The 15,785-nt window shown below is 71.1% G+C and carries 17 protein-coding genes and 1 pseudogene; 9 read left to right on the forward strand and 9 right to left on the reverse strand.

The annotated features are described in order from the left end of the window. The coding region (locus Q0D57_RS03310) for a hypothetical protein (protein ID WP_291038088.1) at positions 1–263 on the forward strand (263 nt) is incomplete at its 5' end. On the opposite strand, the gene Q0D57_RS03315 is transcribed toward Q0D57_RS03310, so the two are convergent. The 3 genes from Q0D57_RS03315 to Q0D57_RS03325 all read right to left on the reverse strand — a co-directional run bounded on the left by Q0D57_RS03315 (position 250) and on the right by Q0D57_RS03325 (position 5,013). Next, a complete protein-coding gene (locus Q0D57_RS03315) occupies positions 250–1,800 on the reverse strand; it encodes a carbohydrate-binding protein (RefSeq protein WP_291038091.1) in 1,551 nt (516 codons plus the stop codon). The two genes, Q0D57_RS03310 and Q0D57_RS03315, sit on opposite strands and share 14 nt — an antisense overlap. Further along, positions 1,797–4,049 carry a glycosyltransferase family 2 protein gene (locus Q0D57_RS03320; RefSeq protein WP_291038094.1) on the reverse strand — a complete coding sequence of 751 codons (2,253 nt, stop codon included), beginning with the start codon at positions 4,047–4,049 and terminating at the stop codon, positions 1,797–1,799. The genes Q0D57_RS03315 and Q0D57_RS03320 overlap by 4 nt, the downstream gene beginning before the upstream one ends. Before the next feature lie 301 nt (positions 4,050–4,350). After that, complete coding sequence (locus Q0D57_RS03325) at positions 4,351–5,013, reverse strand: alpha/beta fold hydrolase (protein WP_291038097.1); 663 nt, start codon at positions 5,011–5,013, stop codon at positions 4,351–4,353. Positions 5,014–5,122: 109 nt separating this feature from the next. Between Q0D57_RS03325 and Q0D57_RS03330 the strand changes: the two genes are divergently transcribed. After that, a complete protein-coding gene (locus Q0D57_RS03330; protein WP_291038100.1) occupies positions 5,123–6,025 on the forward strand; it encodes a DUF2510 domain-containing protein in 903 nt (300 codons plus the stop codon). Positions 6,026–6,069: 44 nt separating this feature from the next. Here the strand turns inward: Q0D57_RS03330 and Q0D57_RS03335 are convergent, their stop codons facing one another. Further along, entirely contained in the window at positions 6,070–6,732 is a 663-nt protein-coding gene (locus Q0D57_RS03335) for a hypothetical protein (protein ID WP_291038103.1), read from the reverse strand. A gap of 89 nt (positions 6,733–6,821) precedes the next feature. On the opposite strand from Q0D57_RS03335, the gene Q0D57_RS03340 reads away from it, so the two are divergent. After that, positions 6,822–7,346 (forward strand): hypothetical protein, encoded by a 525-nt coding sequence (locus Q0D57_RS03340; RefSeq protein WP_291038106.1) that lies wholly within the window; start codon positions 6,822–6,824, stop codon positions 7,344–7,346. A gap of 60 nt (positions 7,347–7,406) precedes the next feature. Here Q0D57_RS03340 and Q0D57_RS03345 read toward each other — a convergent pair whose 3' ends face one another. Beyond that, positions 7,407–8,699 (reverse strand): SGNH/GDSL hydrolase family protein, encoded by a 1,293-nt coding sequence (locus Q0D57_RS03345; RefSeq protein WP_291038110.1) that lies wholly within the window; start codon positions 8,697–8,699, stop codon positions 7,407–7,409. Between the two features lie 89 nt (positions 8,700–8,788). Here Q0D57_RS03345 and Q0D57_RS03350 point away from each other — a divergent pair, with 89 nt between their 5' ends. Both Q0D57_RS03350 and Q0D57_RS03355 read left to right on the forward strand, forming a co-directional pair. Next, positions 8,789–9,109: a nucleotidyltransferase domain-containing protein gene (locus Q0D57_RS03350; RefSeq protein WP_291038113.1), complete on the forward strand. Its 321-nt coding sequence runs from the start codon at positions 8,789–8,791 to the stop codon at positions 9,107–9,109. Positions 9,110–9,163: 54 nt separating this feature from the next. Continuing rightward, positions 9,164–9,307 (forward strand): annotated as a pseudogene (locus Q0D57_RS03355) (HepT-like ribonuclease domain-containing protein); the annotation flags it as partial. Here the strand turns inward: Q0D57_RS03355 and Q0D57_RS03360 are convergent. Next, on the reverse strand, positions 9,304–10,101 hold the full coding sequence (locus Q0D57_RS03360) for an SDR family oxidoreductase (RefSeq protein WP_291038116.1): 798 nt from the start codon (positions 10,099–10,101) through the stop codon (positions 9,304–9,306). The pseudogene Q0D57_RS03355 and the gene Q0D57_RS03360 sit on opposite strands and share 4 nt — an antisense overlap. 105 nt (positions 10,102–10,206) lie before the next feature. Between Q0D57_RS03360 and Q0D57_RS03365 the strand changes: the two genes are divergently transcribed. Next, positions 10,207–10,713: a MarR family transcriptional regulator gene (locus Q0D57_RS03365; protein ID WP_291038119.1), complete on the forward strand. Its 507-nt coding sequence runs from the start codon at positions 10,207–10,209 to the stop codon at positions 10,711–10,713. Positions 10,714–10,722: 9 nt separating this feature from the next. After that, positions 10,723–11,049, forward strand: a complete 327-nt coding sequence (locus Q0D57_RS03370) for a hypothetical protein (RefSeq protein WP_291038122.1) — start codon at positions 10,723–10,725, stop codon at positions 11,047–11,049. Positions 11,050–11,058: 9 nt separating this feature from the next. On the opposite strand, the gene Q0D57_RS03375 is transcribed toward Q0D57_RS03370, so the two are convergent. Continuing rightward, on the reverse strand, positions 11,059–11,589 hold the full coding sequence (locus Q0D57_RS03375; protein ID WP_291038125.1) for a hypothetical protein: 531 nt from the start codon (positions 11,587–11,589) through the stop codon (positions 11,059–11,061). A 63-nt stretch (positions 11,590–11,652) separates the two neighbouring features. On the opposite strand from Q0D57_RS03375, the gene Q0D57_RS03380 reads away from it, so the two are divergent. Continuing rightward, entirely contained in the window at positions 11,653–12,690 is a 1,038-nt protein-coding gene (locus Q0D57_RS03380) for an LLM class flavin-dependent oxidoreductase (protein ID WP_291038128.1), read from the forward strand. On the opposite strand, the gene Q0D57_RS03385 is transcribed toward Q0D57_RS03380, so the two are convergent. Together Q0D57_RS03385 and glsA are read right to left on the reverse strand one after the other, a co-directional pair. Continuing rightward, entirely contained in the window at positions 12,687–14,330 is a 1,644-nt protein-coding gene (locus Q0D57_RS03385; protein ID WP_291038131.1) for an MFS transporter, read from the reverse strand. The two genes, Q0D57_RS03380 and Q0D57_RS03385, sit on opposite strands and share 4 nt — an antisense overlap. Next, entirely contained in the window at positions 14,327–15,361 is a 1,035-nt protein-coding gene (gene glsA / locus Q0D57_RS03390; RefSeq protein WP_291038134.1) for a glutaminase A, read from the reverse strand. Before glsA ends, Q0D57_RS03385 begins: the two co-directional genes overlap by 4 nt. A 170-nt stretch (positions 15,362–15,531) precedes the next feature. Here glsA and Q0D57_RS03395 point away from each other — a divergent pair, with 170 nt between their 5' ends. After that, positions 15,532–15,738 (forward strand): hypothetical protein, encoded by a 207-nt coding sequence (locus Q0D57_RS03395; RefSeq protein WP_291038137.1) that lies wholly within the window; start codon positions 15,532–15,534, stop codon positions 15,736–15,738. The last annotated feature ends 47 nt before the right edge of the window (positions 15,739–15,785 follow it).

The following is a 15,785-nucleotide window of genomic DNA, read 5'->3' on the forward strand; positions in this document are numbered from 1 at the left end:
GCGCCGGCGCGCTCGCCCGCGAGCCGCTCACCCGGGCGGTGGCCGCCGCCCGCGAGCGCGGCGCCGACGTGCTGCTGCTCGACGACAGCGGGGGCGCCGTCGACGACGGCCTCGTCGATCCGGTGCTCGAGCGCATGGCGGCCGAGGTCGCCGGAGCGCGCTCGCGCGTGGTCGGCCGCCTGCTCCCACCCGGTCGCGAGCAGCCGGCGAGTCTCACGGTCGACGGGCGGCAGGTCGCGGTGCTGCCGCTCAGCCGTCCGTGACGAGCTTCCAGGGCGAGTAGTCGCGGTCGAGCACCGAGCGGCTCGGATCCTTGCCCTGCGACCACCACTTCGCTTCGTAGGCGGTCCCCTCGTGCAGCACGCGGTCGCCCTGGTCGTAGAGCGTCGTCTCCGACCAGTCGGGGTAGCTGCCGGCCTCCATCGTGGGGAGCGCGAACGGCTCGTCCGACTCGAGCACGGGGCCGAGGTAGGTCCACGCCGAGCCGTCGACGTCGAGCGTCGGATCGTCGGGGGTCGGGCCGTCCTCGTTCCACCACTTCGAGACGTACACCGACCCGTTCCAGACCACGGTCACCCCGGCGGAGTAGAAGCTCCGCGACGACCAGACGGGATAGGGGCTCGTCTCGGGGTCGTCGGCGAGCAGCTCGTGCTTCGTCCGCGCGACCGGCACGCCGGACGGGGTGCCCTCGTAGCCCTCGGCGAGGATCGCCGCGAAGCTCTCGCCCGCCTGCTCGATGCCGCTGCACGAGGTGGCCACCGCGGTGAGCTCCGGATAGTTGCTGCCGCAGGTGCGGTCGCGGTTCAGCGACCACATCGACAGGCGGGCGAGCCCGTGCTCGGCGGCGAACTCCTGCAGGGCGGTCGCGTCGTCGATCGTGAACACCTCGCCCGCCACGTCGTTCTGGCCGATCATCGGCGTGGCCCCGACGAGGGCCCAGGCTCCGCCGGGCGGCAGCGGCGTCCCGTGGGCGCTCCACAGGTCGCCGAGCTGGCTCGCTGTCGCCTGGAGCGCGTCGATGCTGAGCGTCGACATCGGCGCCACCGTCCCGTCGGTGCCGTAGTTCATCGTCATGACGTTGACGCCGGAGATGTCGACGCCCGCGGCCAGCAGCGAGTCGACCTGGGCGAGGCCGTCGGCGGTCAGGCCCTGCGGTGCCACCGGAAGAGTGAGCCAGACATCCAGCGCCGCGCCACCGGCCGCCTTCCTCTCCTGCTGGAGCAGCGCGACGGCCTCGGCGCGCCGGGCGGTCGCCGCGTCGTCGGCGAGGAGCTCGCCCTCGATGTCGAGGTCCATCACGTCGAGGCCGTAGCGGTCCATCACCGTCCGGTAGGCGCCGGTGAGCTCTCGCACGCTCGAGCACGCCGCCGCGAGCTCGGTGTTGATGGCCCCGCCGAACGAGACCGCGAGCGGGCGGCCCTCCCGGCGCATCCGCTCGACCCGGCGGTCGAGCTGGAACGTGGTGGCGGCCTCGTCGAGGCTGTAGGCCTTGCCCCACGTGGGCGTGCAGTCGTCGTCGGCTGCGGCCACCACGAAGGCGAGCACCGCGCCGCCGGCCGATTCGCCGAGCGGGCTGCGGGCCAGCTGCTCGCCGGATTCCAGGGTCACGTCGTAGTAGGCGGCGAACCAGCGGCCCTCGAGCGGGGTGCCGGCGACCGGATCGGGGAGCGTCGGGAGGATCGTGACGGCGGCCACCGAGGCGGGGACGAGCACGAAGGCGGCGAGGCTCACGACCAGCCGCAGGAAGGAGAACCTGCGGCCGGCGAAGCGGGAACGGGCACCGGCCCGGATCGGGCTCATCGGAGCACCCCCGCGGGCGCGGCGGCGGTGGCGGATGCCGTGGCGGTGGTCGCACCGAGCGACCGGGCGATCGTGCGGGGCACCACGTCGCCGTCATCGACGACGGCCGCCCAGCGCGGACCGGCGGAGGCGGCGACCGGGGCCGTGGGCGGTGGCACGACCCAGATCCAGTTCAGCCAGCCGAACCAGAGGTCGCTCAGGGCGTGCCGCACCCCGATCAGCCTGGCCACGCCCCACAGGGCGGCGAGAGCGGTGAAGCCGGCGAACGCCGTCGTGCCCCAGTCTCCCGCGAGGCCGGCCCGCACGGCCACGACGCCGGCTCCCGCGACGATCACGAGGGGCGCGAGCACGTAGAGGGCGGGGGCGGGCGTGCGGATGCTCACCTTCGGCGTGCGCACGAAGCGGGCCTTGCGGCCGGTGAGCGCCTGACCCACGGAGGCGATGCTGCCCGCGAGGTTGACCGGGAGCAGCAGCAGGTTCAGCCCGTAGATGCCGAGCACGTCGCGCCGCTTGTAGCCCAGGTGCCGGAGGTCGGAGGCCATCTCCACGAAGTAGGGCAGGGCGATGAGCAGGAGCTGCAGGGTCACGAGCTGCCCGCCGAGCGGGTTGAGGGTGAGCACGGCGAGGAGGCCGAGGGTCACCCAGGTGATCGAACCGAGGTAGTTGGCCCGCAGCAGCCTCTCCGCCAGTGGCAGCGGTTCACGCAGGCGCCGGCGTCGCACGATCAGGTCGTGCAGGCGGGGGAGGATGAGCAGTCCGCCGTCGGCCCAGCGACGGCGCTGGATGACGAGCGTGCCGAAGTCGGGGGGAGTGGCGCTGTAGCTGAGTCGCTCCGGGTAGTTCACGAGCGACCAGCCGTGAGCGGCGATGTCGATCGTCGACTCGGTGTCCTCGATCACGGTGCGATCCGAGATGAACCGCACGATCCGCACGCCGTCCTCCTCGGTCTCCCGCCGGATGTCCTCGAGCGCGCTGCGGCGGAGGATGGCGTTCGCACCCACCCAGTAGGTGGCCCCGAACGCCGTGAGGCCCTGGTGCACGATGTGCTGGAGGTCGGTGGTGGCGCCCGCGAGGCGCTCCAGCCGGGTCGGTGCGCCACGATAGGAGGAGTACGGCGTCTGCGCCACCGCGATGCGGGCGTTCTCGGGCTGGTCGAGCAGGTGCACGAGGCGCAGGCAGTACTCCGGCAGCAGCATGGAGTCGGCATCGAGGGTGAGCACGAACTCGCTGTCGGGGGCATCGATGACGGGGCCGTCGGCATCCGAGGCCGCACCGGCCTGCGGATCGAGACGCACGAGCGCGACACCGCGGGTGCCAGGCACCTCGCGGTAGCGGCCGCCGAGCAGCCCCAGGTAGCTGTTGAGGTTCATGGCCTTGTTGGGGGCGTGCGAGAGCGAGGTGTAGCGCTTGCGCTCGAAGGTGCTGAGCTCGGCGGTGAAGATGTCGACGAGGCGTCGGAGCACCTGTCGGGCGCGAGTGCGCGAGAGCGGGGTCTCGTCGTTCTCGAGGGCGTCGTGCAGGGCGGTGGCGGTGGCGTCGAGGCTCGACGCGAGCCCCCTCAGCACCTGATCGGCGAAGAACACCTCCACGTGGGTGCGCCTCGGCGCCTCGTCGGCCCGCGCGCGGAGCCACTGGGCGGCCGCGGCGTGCTCCCGCATCACGATCTCGGTGGCCTCGGCGGCGGTCGGCCGGTCGTCGAGCAGGGCCAGGGCCGCCTCGACCCGGCCACGCTGGGGCTCGAGCTGCGCCGTGATCTCGGAGACGAGCATCCGGCTGCGCTCGAGCGACTCCCGGTCGGCGTCGTCGTCGGGATCGGGGTCGTCATCGAGCAGCAGCACCACGCGGAGTCCCGGGAACTCCTGCAGGGCCACCGACCAGAGCGACATGCGCACGAGGTCGGGATCCTCGGAGCGGGAGGGCAGCAGCGCGACCAGGCGCGACGCATCCGTGCCCTCGGCGGTCTCCTGCGCGACCTGCTCGTCGAGGGTGATGCGGCGGGCGCGGCGGTGTTCGGCGAACCGGGGCAGGGCGGCGGATCGCGCGAGCAGGTACATGCAGGCCGAGAAGGTGAGCAGCGTCACCGAGATGAGGAAGACGATCGTCATGCCGAGCTCGGTGGCGTCGCGGAGGGCGTCGCCGCGGGCGAGGGCCACGACCACGGTCACGAGGTAGAAGAGCCAGAGCAGCACGCAGAGCGCCGGGGCGATCCGGGCGCGGGCGATCCGCCACGGGGACGGGACCGGGTGCACCGCCGGTTGCGGGGCGGCGTCGCGGTCGGTGCCGTGCTGGCGGCGGGGTCTCGCGGGATCGGCCGCTCGGGCCTGGCGGGCCCGTCGGGCTGGTCCGGGTGGTCCAGTGGGTCTGTTGGGACGGGCGGCCCTGGCGGGTCGGGCTGGTCTGGCGGGTCGGTCTGGGTCGGTGCGCACGGTCGGGTCCCCTCATCGGCTGCGGAGCCGGCCCTGGGCAGGGGTCGCGCCGCATTCTGAGTGTGCCGGGCCCGAGGAGGGCCGAGAGGCGGTACCGGCCACCGATTCCGGTGGTTCTCGCCGGTTACGGCGCCGCGAGCTCCCGGGTCAGGTAGGCCGCGACATCGGCGAGCTCGTCGGGGAGGAGGGCGTGGCTGTCGCCCGGGTAGACGCGGTGGGTGAGGTCGACCGTGCCGTCAAGGGCCGCCTCGGTGCGGGCGACGAGGTGCGGGGCTATGGCGAAGTCGTGCTCCGAGCGACCCCAGAACACCCGCCGGCGCAGGGCGGCGAGGCGGGCGTCGCCGTCGACGGATCCCGGCAGCCAGATGCCCGCGAGCATGACGGTGGCGGCGAACCGCTCCGGATCGTGCCGCAGGAGGTGCAGCGCGAGCGCGCCGCCCTGCGAGAAGCCCACCACCGCGACGGCCGACGGCGTGCCGCGCTCGGCGGGCACGGCGTGGAGCCAGGCGAGCACGGCCTCCGCGGTCTCGTTCTCCTGGCCGCCCTCGGGCTGGATCTCGGCATCCACGTCGTACCAGCCGCGTCCGCCCGGCAGAGGCTCTCGCGACTCGCGCAGCCCGCGGAGGGAGGCGGTGACGAACCCGGATCCGCTCGCCAGGGCCTCCGTCACCGGCGCCATCGCGTGCTCGTCCTGGCCGTAGCCGTGCAGCAGCACCACGAGCATCCGCCCGTCGAGCCGCCCCTCATGCGACCACACGACCGCACCCTCATCCACTGAAACCGTCACGACATCTCCTTCGAAGTCCTTCCTCCACCGTACTCGCGGTGGCATCCGCTCCGGTTAGGGTCGAGGTGGCGTGGGGGCGATCGGGTTCCCTGCAGGATGCGGGGGATCGGTGAGCGCAGCTCCGGGCTGGTACGAGGCAGGAACGCCGGGGAAGCTCCGCTGGTGGGACGGCGTGCAGTGGACGGCGCACGAGACGGACGCCGCGCCGGCTGCGCCGGCTGCGGTGCAGGCACCGGTGGCGCCGCTGGCTCCGGTGGCGCCCCAGGTATCGCAGGCACCACAGAAGCTGCAGGCACCGCAGGGCCCGCCGCTCGGCTGGTACCCCGCGCCGGGCGATGTGCTGCGCTGGTGGGACGGCGCCCGCTGGACCGGCCTCCGCGTCAAGAACGGCGTGCCGGGCTCAGACTGGGCCACCACCGAGCAACCCGGCGCCGCCTGGGCCTTCGGGAGCATCTTCCTCGCCCTGGCGGCCCTGCAGTTCCTGCTCGGAGTTCTGGGGTCCATCGTGTCCCCGAACGGCATCGCCACTCTGGCCCTCGCCGCCCTCTGGTTCGCGATCGCCGCGCAGTCGCAGGCCGTGCGGCGCATCCCGCCGCCCACCGGCGACGCGGTCGTCCTCGATGTCCTCCGCCCGCTGCCCGGCGAGCAGGAGGGCCCCGGCGCGGGGTGGTTCCCCCTCGCGCCGCGTTTCACCCGGTGGTGGACGGGCACCCGCTGGTCCCAGTACACCGGCACGGTCTACGGGGTGCGTCCCACGTTCCAGGGCGAACGCGCCTACCGGATCCTGCTCATCATGAGCTGGATCCTGGTGGGCCTCGGCGTGCTCGCGCTGCTCGCGGGGATCGTGCTGATGGCCGTGGCCGCGGAGTCCCTGTGGACCGCCATCGGCGTGATCGTGATCATCGGCGGCGTCCTCATCGTGGTGCTCGGCCTGGTCATCCTGCTGCTCAGCCGGTACCAGCGCCGCATCCTCCTCCTCCCCACGAACCCGCCGCAGAACGTGCCCCGCTGACGCACGGCCGGCTCACCCACCCGAGCTGAGGGGGCGGCGCGGGCTCAGTTGCCGGCGCCGTCGAGCAGCCAGTGGTAGCGGAGCCGCAGCGCGCGCTCGGTGCTCGCGACCGCGGCGGCGATCGTGAGGGCGGTGTTCGCCCAGACCGGCAGCTGCACGGGTGAGACGAACACCCCGAGGCTCTCGGCCACCGGCGGGATGCGGGTGAGCAGCTCCCCGAGCTGCGGCACGAGCAGCGCCACGCTCACCACGAGCACCGCCACCGCGGCCGCCCCGATCCCGCGGCTCGCAGCCGGGTGCTCGCGGGCGAGCCGCGCCCGGCGTCCCTCCGCGGATCGCGGATCCGGAGTCAGCTGCCGCTCGCTGCCGTCCTGCCCCACGAGGTGGCAGCGCTTCAGCCCGAAGCCGGATGTCGCCACCTCGATGGTGCCGCCCGGCACGGAGAAGGCGGCCGGCGTGCGCGATTCGGCGATGTGCCGCCCGTCGCGGTAGAGGCCGGCCATCACCTCGCCCGACTCCTTGTCGCCGAGGTGGTTGACCTCCACGGTGAACACCGAGGTCGTCCCGTCGCCCACCGCCACTTCGACGGACAGCACCGAGCGCGTGAGCAGCTGCCACCAGCGGAACGGCTTGAGTGGCCGCCCGTCTCCGGGCTTCACCCGCTTCGCCGCGCGTCGTGAGCGCCATTCGTCCAGTTCCTCGATCATGTCCCCATTCCACCGGAGCGCCGCCGCGGCCACGAGGGAGCACAGTCACCGCTTCGCGTGACATCTGTCACGACTGCCAGGATTGACGCATGTCCGATCACGCGTTCTCGCTCGGCTCGATGGTCCGCTTCCACGAGCTCCGCTCGCCGCAGGATGCGACCACCACCCTCACGGCGTTCCTCACCGCTCTCGAGGCGGAGGGCTTCACGATCGATCCCGGCACCTACGCCGATGGGCACCGGATGCTCCGGTTCGGCGAGATCGGCGACGACTCCGCCTCGAACTGGACCGGGCTGCTGATCGAGGTCATCCCGCTCGCCGCGCTGCTCGGCGCGCGCCGCCGTTTCGCCCGCTGCGCGGTCCCGGCGGTCGTCGAGGCCGACGGGAGCGGGTCGAGACTGCTCACCGGCACCGTCTGGGGCTTCCGAGGAGAGGGCGGCACGGTCGGCCTCGTCGCCAAGCGCGTGAGCGCGGCGGCCCGATCCGCTGCGGCGGTCGTCGGTGGCACGCTCGACTCGCGGGTGACGCCGATCGACAAGGACGCCCCGTTCACCCTCAAGCGGTTCGATCAGCTCACCGGGTGGAAGAACCGGCCGAAGCAGGGTTCGCGCTAGCGGATAGGACCGCACCGGACCCAACTGCGTCGGTCGGCTCGGAGGGCCATCCCGCGGTCGTTAGGGGCGCTGCGCGTGCCGACGCCGACGGACGACGACGGCCGTGAGTCCCGCCACGAGCAGGCCGGCCGCTGCGAGGCCGGCGAGGGCGGACTCCGAGCCCGTGGCGGCCAGCCCGGATCCACGCCCGGACGACGCTCCGGAATCCGGACCGGGCACTGGCGTCGCCGACGGAGCCGCTGTGGCCGTGGGCTCCGGATCGCCGTCGCCGTCTCCCGGGAAAGCCTCCGTGACGGCCTGAGACACCTGCTCGGCGAGGAACCCCACGCCGGCTTCGTTCGGGTGCAGCGCTCCGAGCGCCACGAACAGTCCGGGATCCGGAGTCGGTGTGCCGCCCGTGCTGCTGAGCGTGATCCCGCTGATGAACGCCTCGCCGTCCGGGGCGCACGCCGAGTGCGTCTGGGTGAGGGGGAGGGTCGAGATGTAGTGGGCGCCGTGGGCCTCGGCGGAGGCGCCGATCGCGGCGTCGAGTCGCGCCTCGGTGCCGTGCAGATAGAGGGTGTCGACCTCGGTGAACGGGAACGCGTTCGCGGGGAACGGCGGTTCGAACGGGTTCGGTCCTGTGCCGAGCGGCGACGAGAAGCACCCGCCTGCCGGCTGGTTGGCGGCATCCGGGGTGATGGCGGGGTAGCCGATCACGAACACCTCCGCGTTCGGGGCCTTCTCCCGGATGAGCGCGAAGGTCTCGTCGAGCGCGGGCGTCACGGTGTTGTCGAGCAGGTACTTTAAGCGATCCAGCTCGATGCCGTCGACGACGGAGGCGTAGAACTGCTTGCAGTTGGGCAGGTCGGCGCCGAGAACGTCGAGCAGCAGCGGTCCCTGCGCGCTCTCGGCCACGCAGGTCTGCGCGACGTCGGCGAACCCGAGGTCGTTGCCGCCGATGGTGACGGTCACGATGTCGGTGTCGGCGCTGAGGGCGTCCGACTGCACCGGCGCGGTGCCGGCGCCCGTGATGGTCGGCTGCGGGGTGTCGCGGATGTTCGCCGTCACGGCACCGCTGCAGGTGCGGTCATCCAGTACGAGGCCGAGCGACTCGGCCACGAGGTGCGGGTAGTTCTGGTCGGCCTGGAAGCACCCGGGCGCCGGCTCGTCGCCGTAGGGCGTGAGCCCGAACCCGGCCGAGTACGAGTCGCCGAGCGCCACGTAGCTCTTGCCGGCGGGGGAGTCGTCGGGCGAGGGCGCTGCTGCCGCCACCGCCACCGCCGCCGCTGCTCCTCCGAGCGCACCTCCGCCCAGAACGAGTGCCGCCATGACCGCCCCGACCACGAGACCCCCTGCACCGATGCGCTTCACGCCCCCAGCGTATCCCCGCCACCCCCCATCGTCGCAGGTCCGGGCAGCATTTCCGCGTGGGCGACCAGGGTTCCCGGTATCCTGTGGTCATGAGCCTCCCCACCGTCGAGTCCCTTGCGCTCCGCAAGGTCATCTCCGAGCACCGGTCGGAACTCGACGAGGTTCTGGCCCGGTACAACGCGACCAATCCACGGCTCTTCGGATCGGTGGCCCGAGGTGACGCGGCACGGGGCAGCGACATCGACGTCCTGCTCGATCTGGATCCGGCTGAGGGGCGGCTTCTGATGAGGCTGGCCGGCCTGACGGAGGAGTTCCGTGGCATCCTCGGACACAGCGTCGACGTCGTGACGCCGACACTCCTTCGCCGACGCGTCTCCGCGACGGCGCTCGCGGACGCCGTCTCCTTGTGACCAGATCGGAGTCGGGAAGCGGCGAATCACCGCCCGCCGGATTTCACCGCCGCACATCCGGACATCCCCTGGAAATCGATCGTGGGAATGCGGCACATCCTGGTGAATCAGTACTGCGATGTCGACCCCTCCATCGTCACCGACGCATTGGATGAGGACCTGCTGCCGCTCGTGACCGGTCTCGCCGAGACCCGCTAGAGCAGGGCGGTGAGCACTCCGCCGTCGGCGCGGAGGGCGGCGCCGTTCGTGGCGGAGGAGAGGGGGCTCGCGAGGTAGACGGCGAGGTTCGCGATCTCGTCGGGCTCGAGGAAGCGCTCCACGAGCGAGGTGGTGTTGGCGCCGATGATGGCCGCCTTGAGGGCATCCGGAGCGAGCTGCTGCGACGCGGCGAGCTGATCGACCGTGCGGGCCACGCCGTCGGAGTAGGTCGGTCCGCCGAGGATGGTGTTGACGGTGACTCCCGTGCCGCGGGTGAGCTTCGCGAGGCCGTTGCCGAGCGCGAGCATGCCGGCCTTCGAGACGCCGTAGTGGATCATGTCGGCGGGCACGTTCACACCCGACTCGCTCGCCACGAAGAGAATGCGGCCCCAGCCCGCGGCGAGCATGTCCGGCAGCAGGGCGCGCGAGAGCCGCACGCCGCTCATGACGTTCACGTCGAAGTAGCGCGCCCACTCGGCATCCGGGATCTGCTCGAACGCCTCGATGCCGAACAGCCCCACGTTGTTGACGAGGATGTCGATGTGCTTCGCGCCGAGCCGCTCGATCAGCCGGGCGACCTCGGCGGGCTTCCCGAAGTCGGCCACGATGCCCGACACGTCGGCGCCGGGCACGGCGGACGCCAGGGCGGCCACCGAGCGCTCCACCCGCTCCTCATGTCGGCCGTTGATGACCACCGCAGCCCCTTCGCGGAGGAGCGAGCTGGCGATGGCGAAGCCGATCCCCTCCGTCGATCCGCTGATGAACGCCTTCTTCGTCGACAGTCCTGTCTCCACTGTGCTCCCTGTTTGCTTGCTCGGTAAAGTGATGTGCTCCCACCATAACTTGCTCAATCAAGTAAATCTGTTGATCAGGGGCACGGCAGCCCGTAGCCTGGACCCATGACCCAGCCCGCCACGACGGCATCGCTCACCGGCGATGAACTCGAGACCTGGGCAGGCCTCGCCACCGTGCTCGAGTGGCTGCCGGCCGCGCTCGACGCGCCCCTGGAGCGCGACTTCGGCCTCACCCACTTCGAGTACGGCATCCTGTACGCCCTGGCGAACGCCCCGGATCACGCGCTCCGCATGACCGTGCTGGCCGGCTACGCCAACAGTTCGCTGTCACGCCTGTCCCGTGCGGCGACCCGGCTGGAGGCCCGGGCCCTCCTCGAGCGGTCGCGTGACCCCGACGACGGCCGCTCCACCCGCGCCGCCCTCACGGCCGCGGGCCTCGAGGCCTACGCGGCGGCGACGCCCGGCCATGTCGCGACCGTCACCCGCCTCGTGCTCGATCCCCTCACCGCCGCGCAGAAGCGTCAGCTGCGCGAGATCACCCGCCGGCTGCAGGGGGCGATCCGCACCGACGGCGCCTGGCAGCCGCCCCCGTCGCCGGTGCGCGAGGCCTAGAGTGGCCGCATGAGCACACCGGGGGAGCAGCAGGGTGCAGGGGTGGGCGTCCTCGTGGTGCGGGTCATCGCCGGCGTCGTCGCCGCGGGCACCGGTCTGGTGTTCCTCCTCACCGCCTGGGTGGCCGTCAGCAGCCGCTTCGGCCTCGGCTCCGAGGATCCGCACGGCTACGGCCTGCTCTTCGGCGCAGCGGCGGCCGTGGTGGCGGGCTTCCTCACGGCCGTGGTGCTGCCGCTGGCCTTCCCGCGCCGCTCCTGGAGCCGCGGCTACTCCATCACCCTCTTCACTTTCGCCGCGGTCGCCGTCCTCCTCGTGGCGGCGGTCCTCACGGCCTGAGACGTCGGCTCAGATCTTCAGCGCCTTCCATTTCGGCAGTCCCTCGTCGATCTGCGCGGGAGGATTCCGCATGGGCCGGATCGATGAGTGGATGTAGACCACCGCCACGACCGCGTAGCTGATACCGCTGACGACGTTGGTGACCACGTGTTCGTTCGGCTGCAGGACGAGCACCATCGCTGCGAATCCCACGAAAATCACGCCCACCGTCCCGATCACGAATCCCGCCGTGGGCCGTGCCGTCATCCGCCACCACACCCGCGGGGGCTCGATCGCCTCCCCGGCGCCGCGGAAGCTCCGTGCTCCCAGCAGCACGAACGCGAAGAACAACAGAAGGCTCAGGATCTCGGAGACCGGCTGCACGACGTGGAGTGCAGCGATCAGCTGGTTGACGGAGCCGATGACCACCGATCCGGCGATCACGTACAGCACCTTCCACCCGGTCTTCCGGATGCGCACGCTACCGCTCCGGATGCCGGCCGCGGCCAGCGCGGCGCTCGCGGGAGCACCTGTCTTCGGCAGGGGAGTGGGCGCAGCCATACCCGGGACGATACCGGTTCGGCGAGCGGGAATGCGGATCGGGCGGCGGGCGTTGCAGAGGCCGTGACCGCTACGAATCGCAAGAGCATCGGCTTCCTCTCCTTCGGGCACTGGACGCCGTCGCCGCAGTCGAAGACCCGAAGCGCCGGAGAGAACCTCGTGCAGTCGATCGACCTCGCTGTCGCGGCGGAGGAGCTGGGGGCCGACGGCGCCTACTTCCGCGTGCACCACTTCGCCCGCCAGCTCGGGTCTCCGTTCCCGCTGCTCGCGGCGGTCGGCGCCCGCACGAAGACGATCGAGATCGGCACGGGCGTGATCGACATGCGCTACGAGAACCCGCTCTACATGGCGGAGGACGCGGGCGCCGCCGACCTCATCTCGGGCGGCAGGCTGCAGCTCGGCATCAGCCGGGGATCACCCGAGCAGGTCATCGAGGGCTGGCGCTACTTCGGCTACCGTCCGGAAGAGGGCCAGGACGACGCCGATCTGGCTCGAGAGCACACCAAGGTGCTGCTCGAGGTGCTGAAGGGCGAGGGCTTCGCCGAGCCCAACCCGCGCCCGATGTTCCCGAACCCGCCGGGCCTTCTCCGCATCGAGCCGTACTCCGAGGGGCTGCGCGAGCGGATCTGGTGGGGTGCGGCCTCGAACGCCACCGCACGCTGGGCCGCGGAGCTCGGCATGAACCTGCAGTCGTCGACCCTCAAGGCCGACGAGACGGGCGAGCCGTTCCACGTGCAGCAGGCGGCGCAGATCCGTGAGTTCCGCGATGCCTGGGCGGAGGCCGGCCACGCGCACACGCCACGGGTCTCGGTGAGCCGCAGCATCTTCGCCATCACGAACGACCTCGACCGCGCCTACTTCGGTGGCGAGGGCGAGAGCCGCGACCAGATCGGCAACATCGACGCGAGCATGCGCGCCATCTTCGGCCGCAGCTACGCCGCCGAGCCCGAGCGCCTGGTGAAGCAGCTGGCCGAGGACGAGGCGATCGCCGAGGCCGACACCCTCCTCCTCACGGTCCCCAACCAGCTCGGCGTCGACTACAACGCCCACGTCATCGAGTCGATCCTCACCGAGGTGGCCCCGGCCCTCGGCTGGCGCTAGGAGGCCGCCGACGCGCTGTCTCTGCCGAGTTCCCCTCCGGTCGCGACGGTCGTCGGCACGGTGCCCGGGAGGTAATTCGGCAATCTGCTCGCCGGGACGATGGCCAGTGCGCTCAGACCCGCGAGCACGATGAGACCGATGCGGAGCGCGCGGAGCCTCGCCTCCTCGTTGATGGCGATGGCCACGTCGACCTGTTCGGGCGTGGCATCCGTGTCGTCGAGGACGTCTCGCAGTCTGTCGTTGCTCACGAAGTTCACGCTGTCGAGGTCGACCTGTGCCACGACGGCGGGCGGGAGTTCGACGTCGGCCGCGATCGCCGTCGCCACGCTCCCGCTGAGGATCCCCACGAGCAGCGCGCCGGCGACGGCCGTGCCCACCGCTGATGCGAGGTTCTGGGTCGTGCCCCGCACCGATCCGACGTCTCCGGCGAGTTCTTTGGGGGAGGCGGTCACGAGCACGTTGAAGACGAGGGTCACGAGGGCGCCTTGCCCCACGCCGAAGACGACGAGGCCGAGGATCGTCGGCAGCGTCTCCCAGTTGTTCGTCACCACGAACGACAGCCAGATCAGCGCGACGGTCGTCAGCACGAAGCCGAACATGCCGATCGTGCGCGACGTGAAGCGGCCGTAGAAGCGCACCACGAGGGTGGCGGTGACGAAGACCGTGAGGTTGAACGGGAGCATCGCGATCGACGTGTCGAATGCCGTGCGCCCCTGCACGATCTGGATGTAGAGAGGCACCGTGAAGTTCAGCGCCGCCTCCATGAGCACCACGATGAACATCGCGTACACCGCGGCGCGCTCCCGGGACGACCCGAACACCGAGAGACTCACGAGCGGCACCTCGCCGGCCTTCGTCCGCCGTCGCGTCCAGACGAAGAACAGCTGCACGCACACGATGCCGAGCACGATGAGCGCCGGAGCCGGGGACAGCCCGGCGATGTCGAACGGTGCGCTCGGCTCTGCCCGGAGGAGTCCCCAACTGTTGAGGTTGTTGACCCCGAGCGTCAGCATCACGACCCCGGCGCCGATGATGACCGCCGCCACGACGTCGATACGAACAGCCCGATTCCCCTTCTCCGACCGCAGCCGGAAGCTCAGCACGAAGACGGCCACCGCGAGCACGAGCACGACGATGAACACCTGCCGCCAGCCCACGAGGGTGGCCAGGGTGCCGCCGATGAGGAAGGCGCTCACTCCGGCGAGGGCTCGAGCGGAGCCGAGCGATCCGATGGCCGTCGCCTGCTGCGCGCCGCTGTAGTTCTCGGCGATCAGTGCCACGAGGGATGGCACGATGATCGCGGCGGAGGCACCGGCGAGCGCTTGCGCCACGATGACCCACTCGACTGAGGGCGCGAAGATCATCGTGACCGCCGACAGCCCGAAGACCACCACGACCACGCGGAAGACGATCACCCAGCCCACCCGCTGTCCGATCTTGGCGCCGACCATGACCAGGGCGGCGACGACGAGGCCGTAGGTCACGATCGCGGTGCTCACATCGGTCGGCGGCACTCCGAAGTCGTCCACCATTCCGCCGAGCGAGACGGGCAGTGCGGAGACGTTGAACGACATCAGGATCTGGGCCAGGAAGAGTCCAGCCATGGGCACCCAGGATGCGCGCTCGGTGGTGTCGGTCATGATCCGCTCCTCTCCGCGGTCGTGGCGCTGATGCGTGTGCTCTGCCTCGCCGCGGACGCGAAGATGTTGAGGCCGAGCGCTCTCGAGAGGTAGGCGGTGGCGATCTGGCCGCGCACGCTGTTGCCCGCGGCGTCCAGCCGCGGGGCGTACGCTCCGACCCCGGCCTTGCCGGGAGCCACCGTCACGAGGCCTCCGGCCACCCCGGACTTGCCGGGAAGACCGATCTCGAACAGCCACTCGCCCGAGCTCTCGTAGAGCCCGTTGGAGGCGAGCACCGCGAGCGTGTCGCGGCACGTCTCGGCCGACACCACCTGATCGCCCGTGATCGGGTTCACGCCGCCATCTGCGAGGGTCGCACCCATCACGGCGAGGTCTCGAGCGTCGACGGCGAGAGCGCACTGCCGGGTGTAGACGTCGACCACGTCGGCGGGGTCCCGCTCGATGCGGCCGTAGCTCTCGAGCAGCTGAGCGATCGCGCGGTTGCGGTGGTTCGTGCCGCTCTCCGAACGGTAGACCTCGTCGTCGATCTCGAGGTCACGGCCGGCGAACCTCGACAGCCCGTTCCGCACTGCACTCCACTGGTCTGCGGAGGATCGCCCCGGCATCAGCGCAGTGGTGGCGATCGCACCTGCGTTTACCATCGGGTTCATCGGATGCCCGTCGTTGAGCTCGATGGCGACGACGGAGTTGAAGGCGAGCCCCGTGTTGTTGACGCCGACGACGTCGAGCACGCGTTGGTGCCCCAGCTGCTCGACCACGAGTGCATAGACGAACGCCTTCGAGATCGATTGGATCGAGAAGCGGATGCGCGTGTCGCCGTGTTCGTGCACGACTCCGTCGACGTCCACCACGCAGAGGCCGAACGCCTCGGGATCGGCCGCAGCGAGGATCGGGATGTAATCGGCTACGGCACCCTCACGATGCCGTCCGGCGTGCTCGTACGCGAGCTGGAGGAGCTCGTCCACAGTCGTTCCGGGAGGCAGAGGCCCCGTTCCGACTCGCTGTTCCACATCGTGCACATCGATATCCATGAAACACGTCCCCTCGACACGTCCTAGCTCACAGTAGGAGTTCCCGGTGATCCGGCGCGAGTGCTGTTTCGTCGGATCCGCTGCTGGGCATCCGGTGTGCATCGGTTCGCAGCGCGTCGATCGACGAAAGGGTGGATGGACGGAACATCGATCGTGGGAGGACGACTGACATGGAACCGATCTGGATCATCCTGCTGGTGGTCGCCGCCATCATCGTCGGGATCGGCGTGGCGCTCGCGGTGCGCCACCGCCGGAGCGGCGACTACAACCCGCACCTCGACCCGCGCGACAACCCCAACCGGCCCGAGCACGGTCGCACCGCGGAGGCCATCCGTCACGTGGACCGCACCGGCTTCGGAGCCGGCGGCAGCTTCTGACTCGAGGCGCTACTCCTGACCCGAGGCGCTACTCCTGACCCGAGGCG

Source organism: Herbiconiux sp., from assembly GCF_023264895.1.
Taxonomy (GTDB): Bacteria; Actinomycetota; Actinomycetes; order Actinomycetales; family Microbacteriaceae; genus Herbiconiux.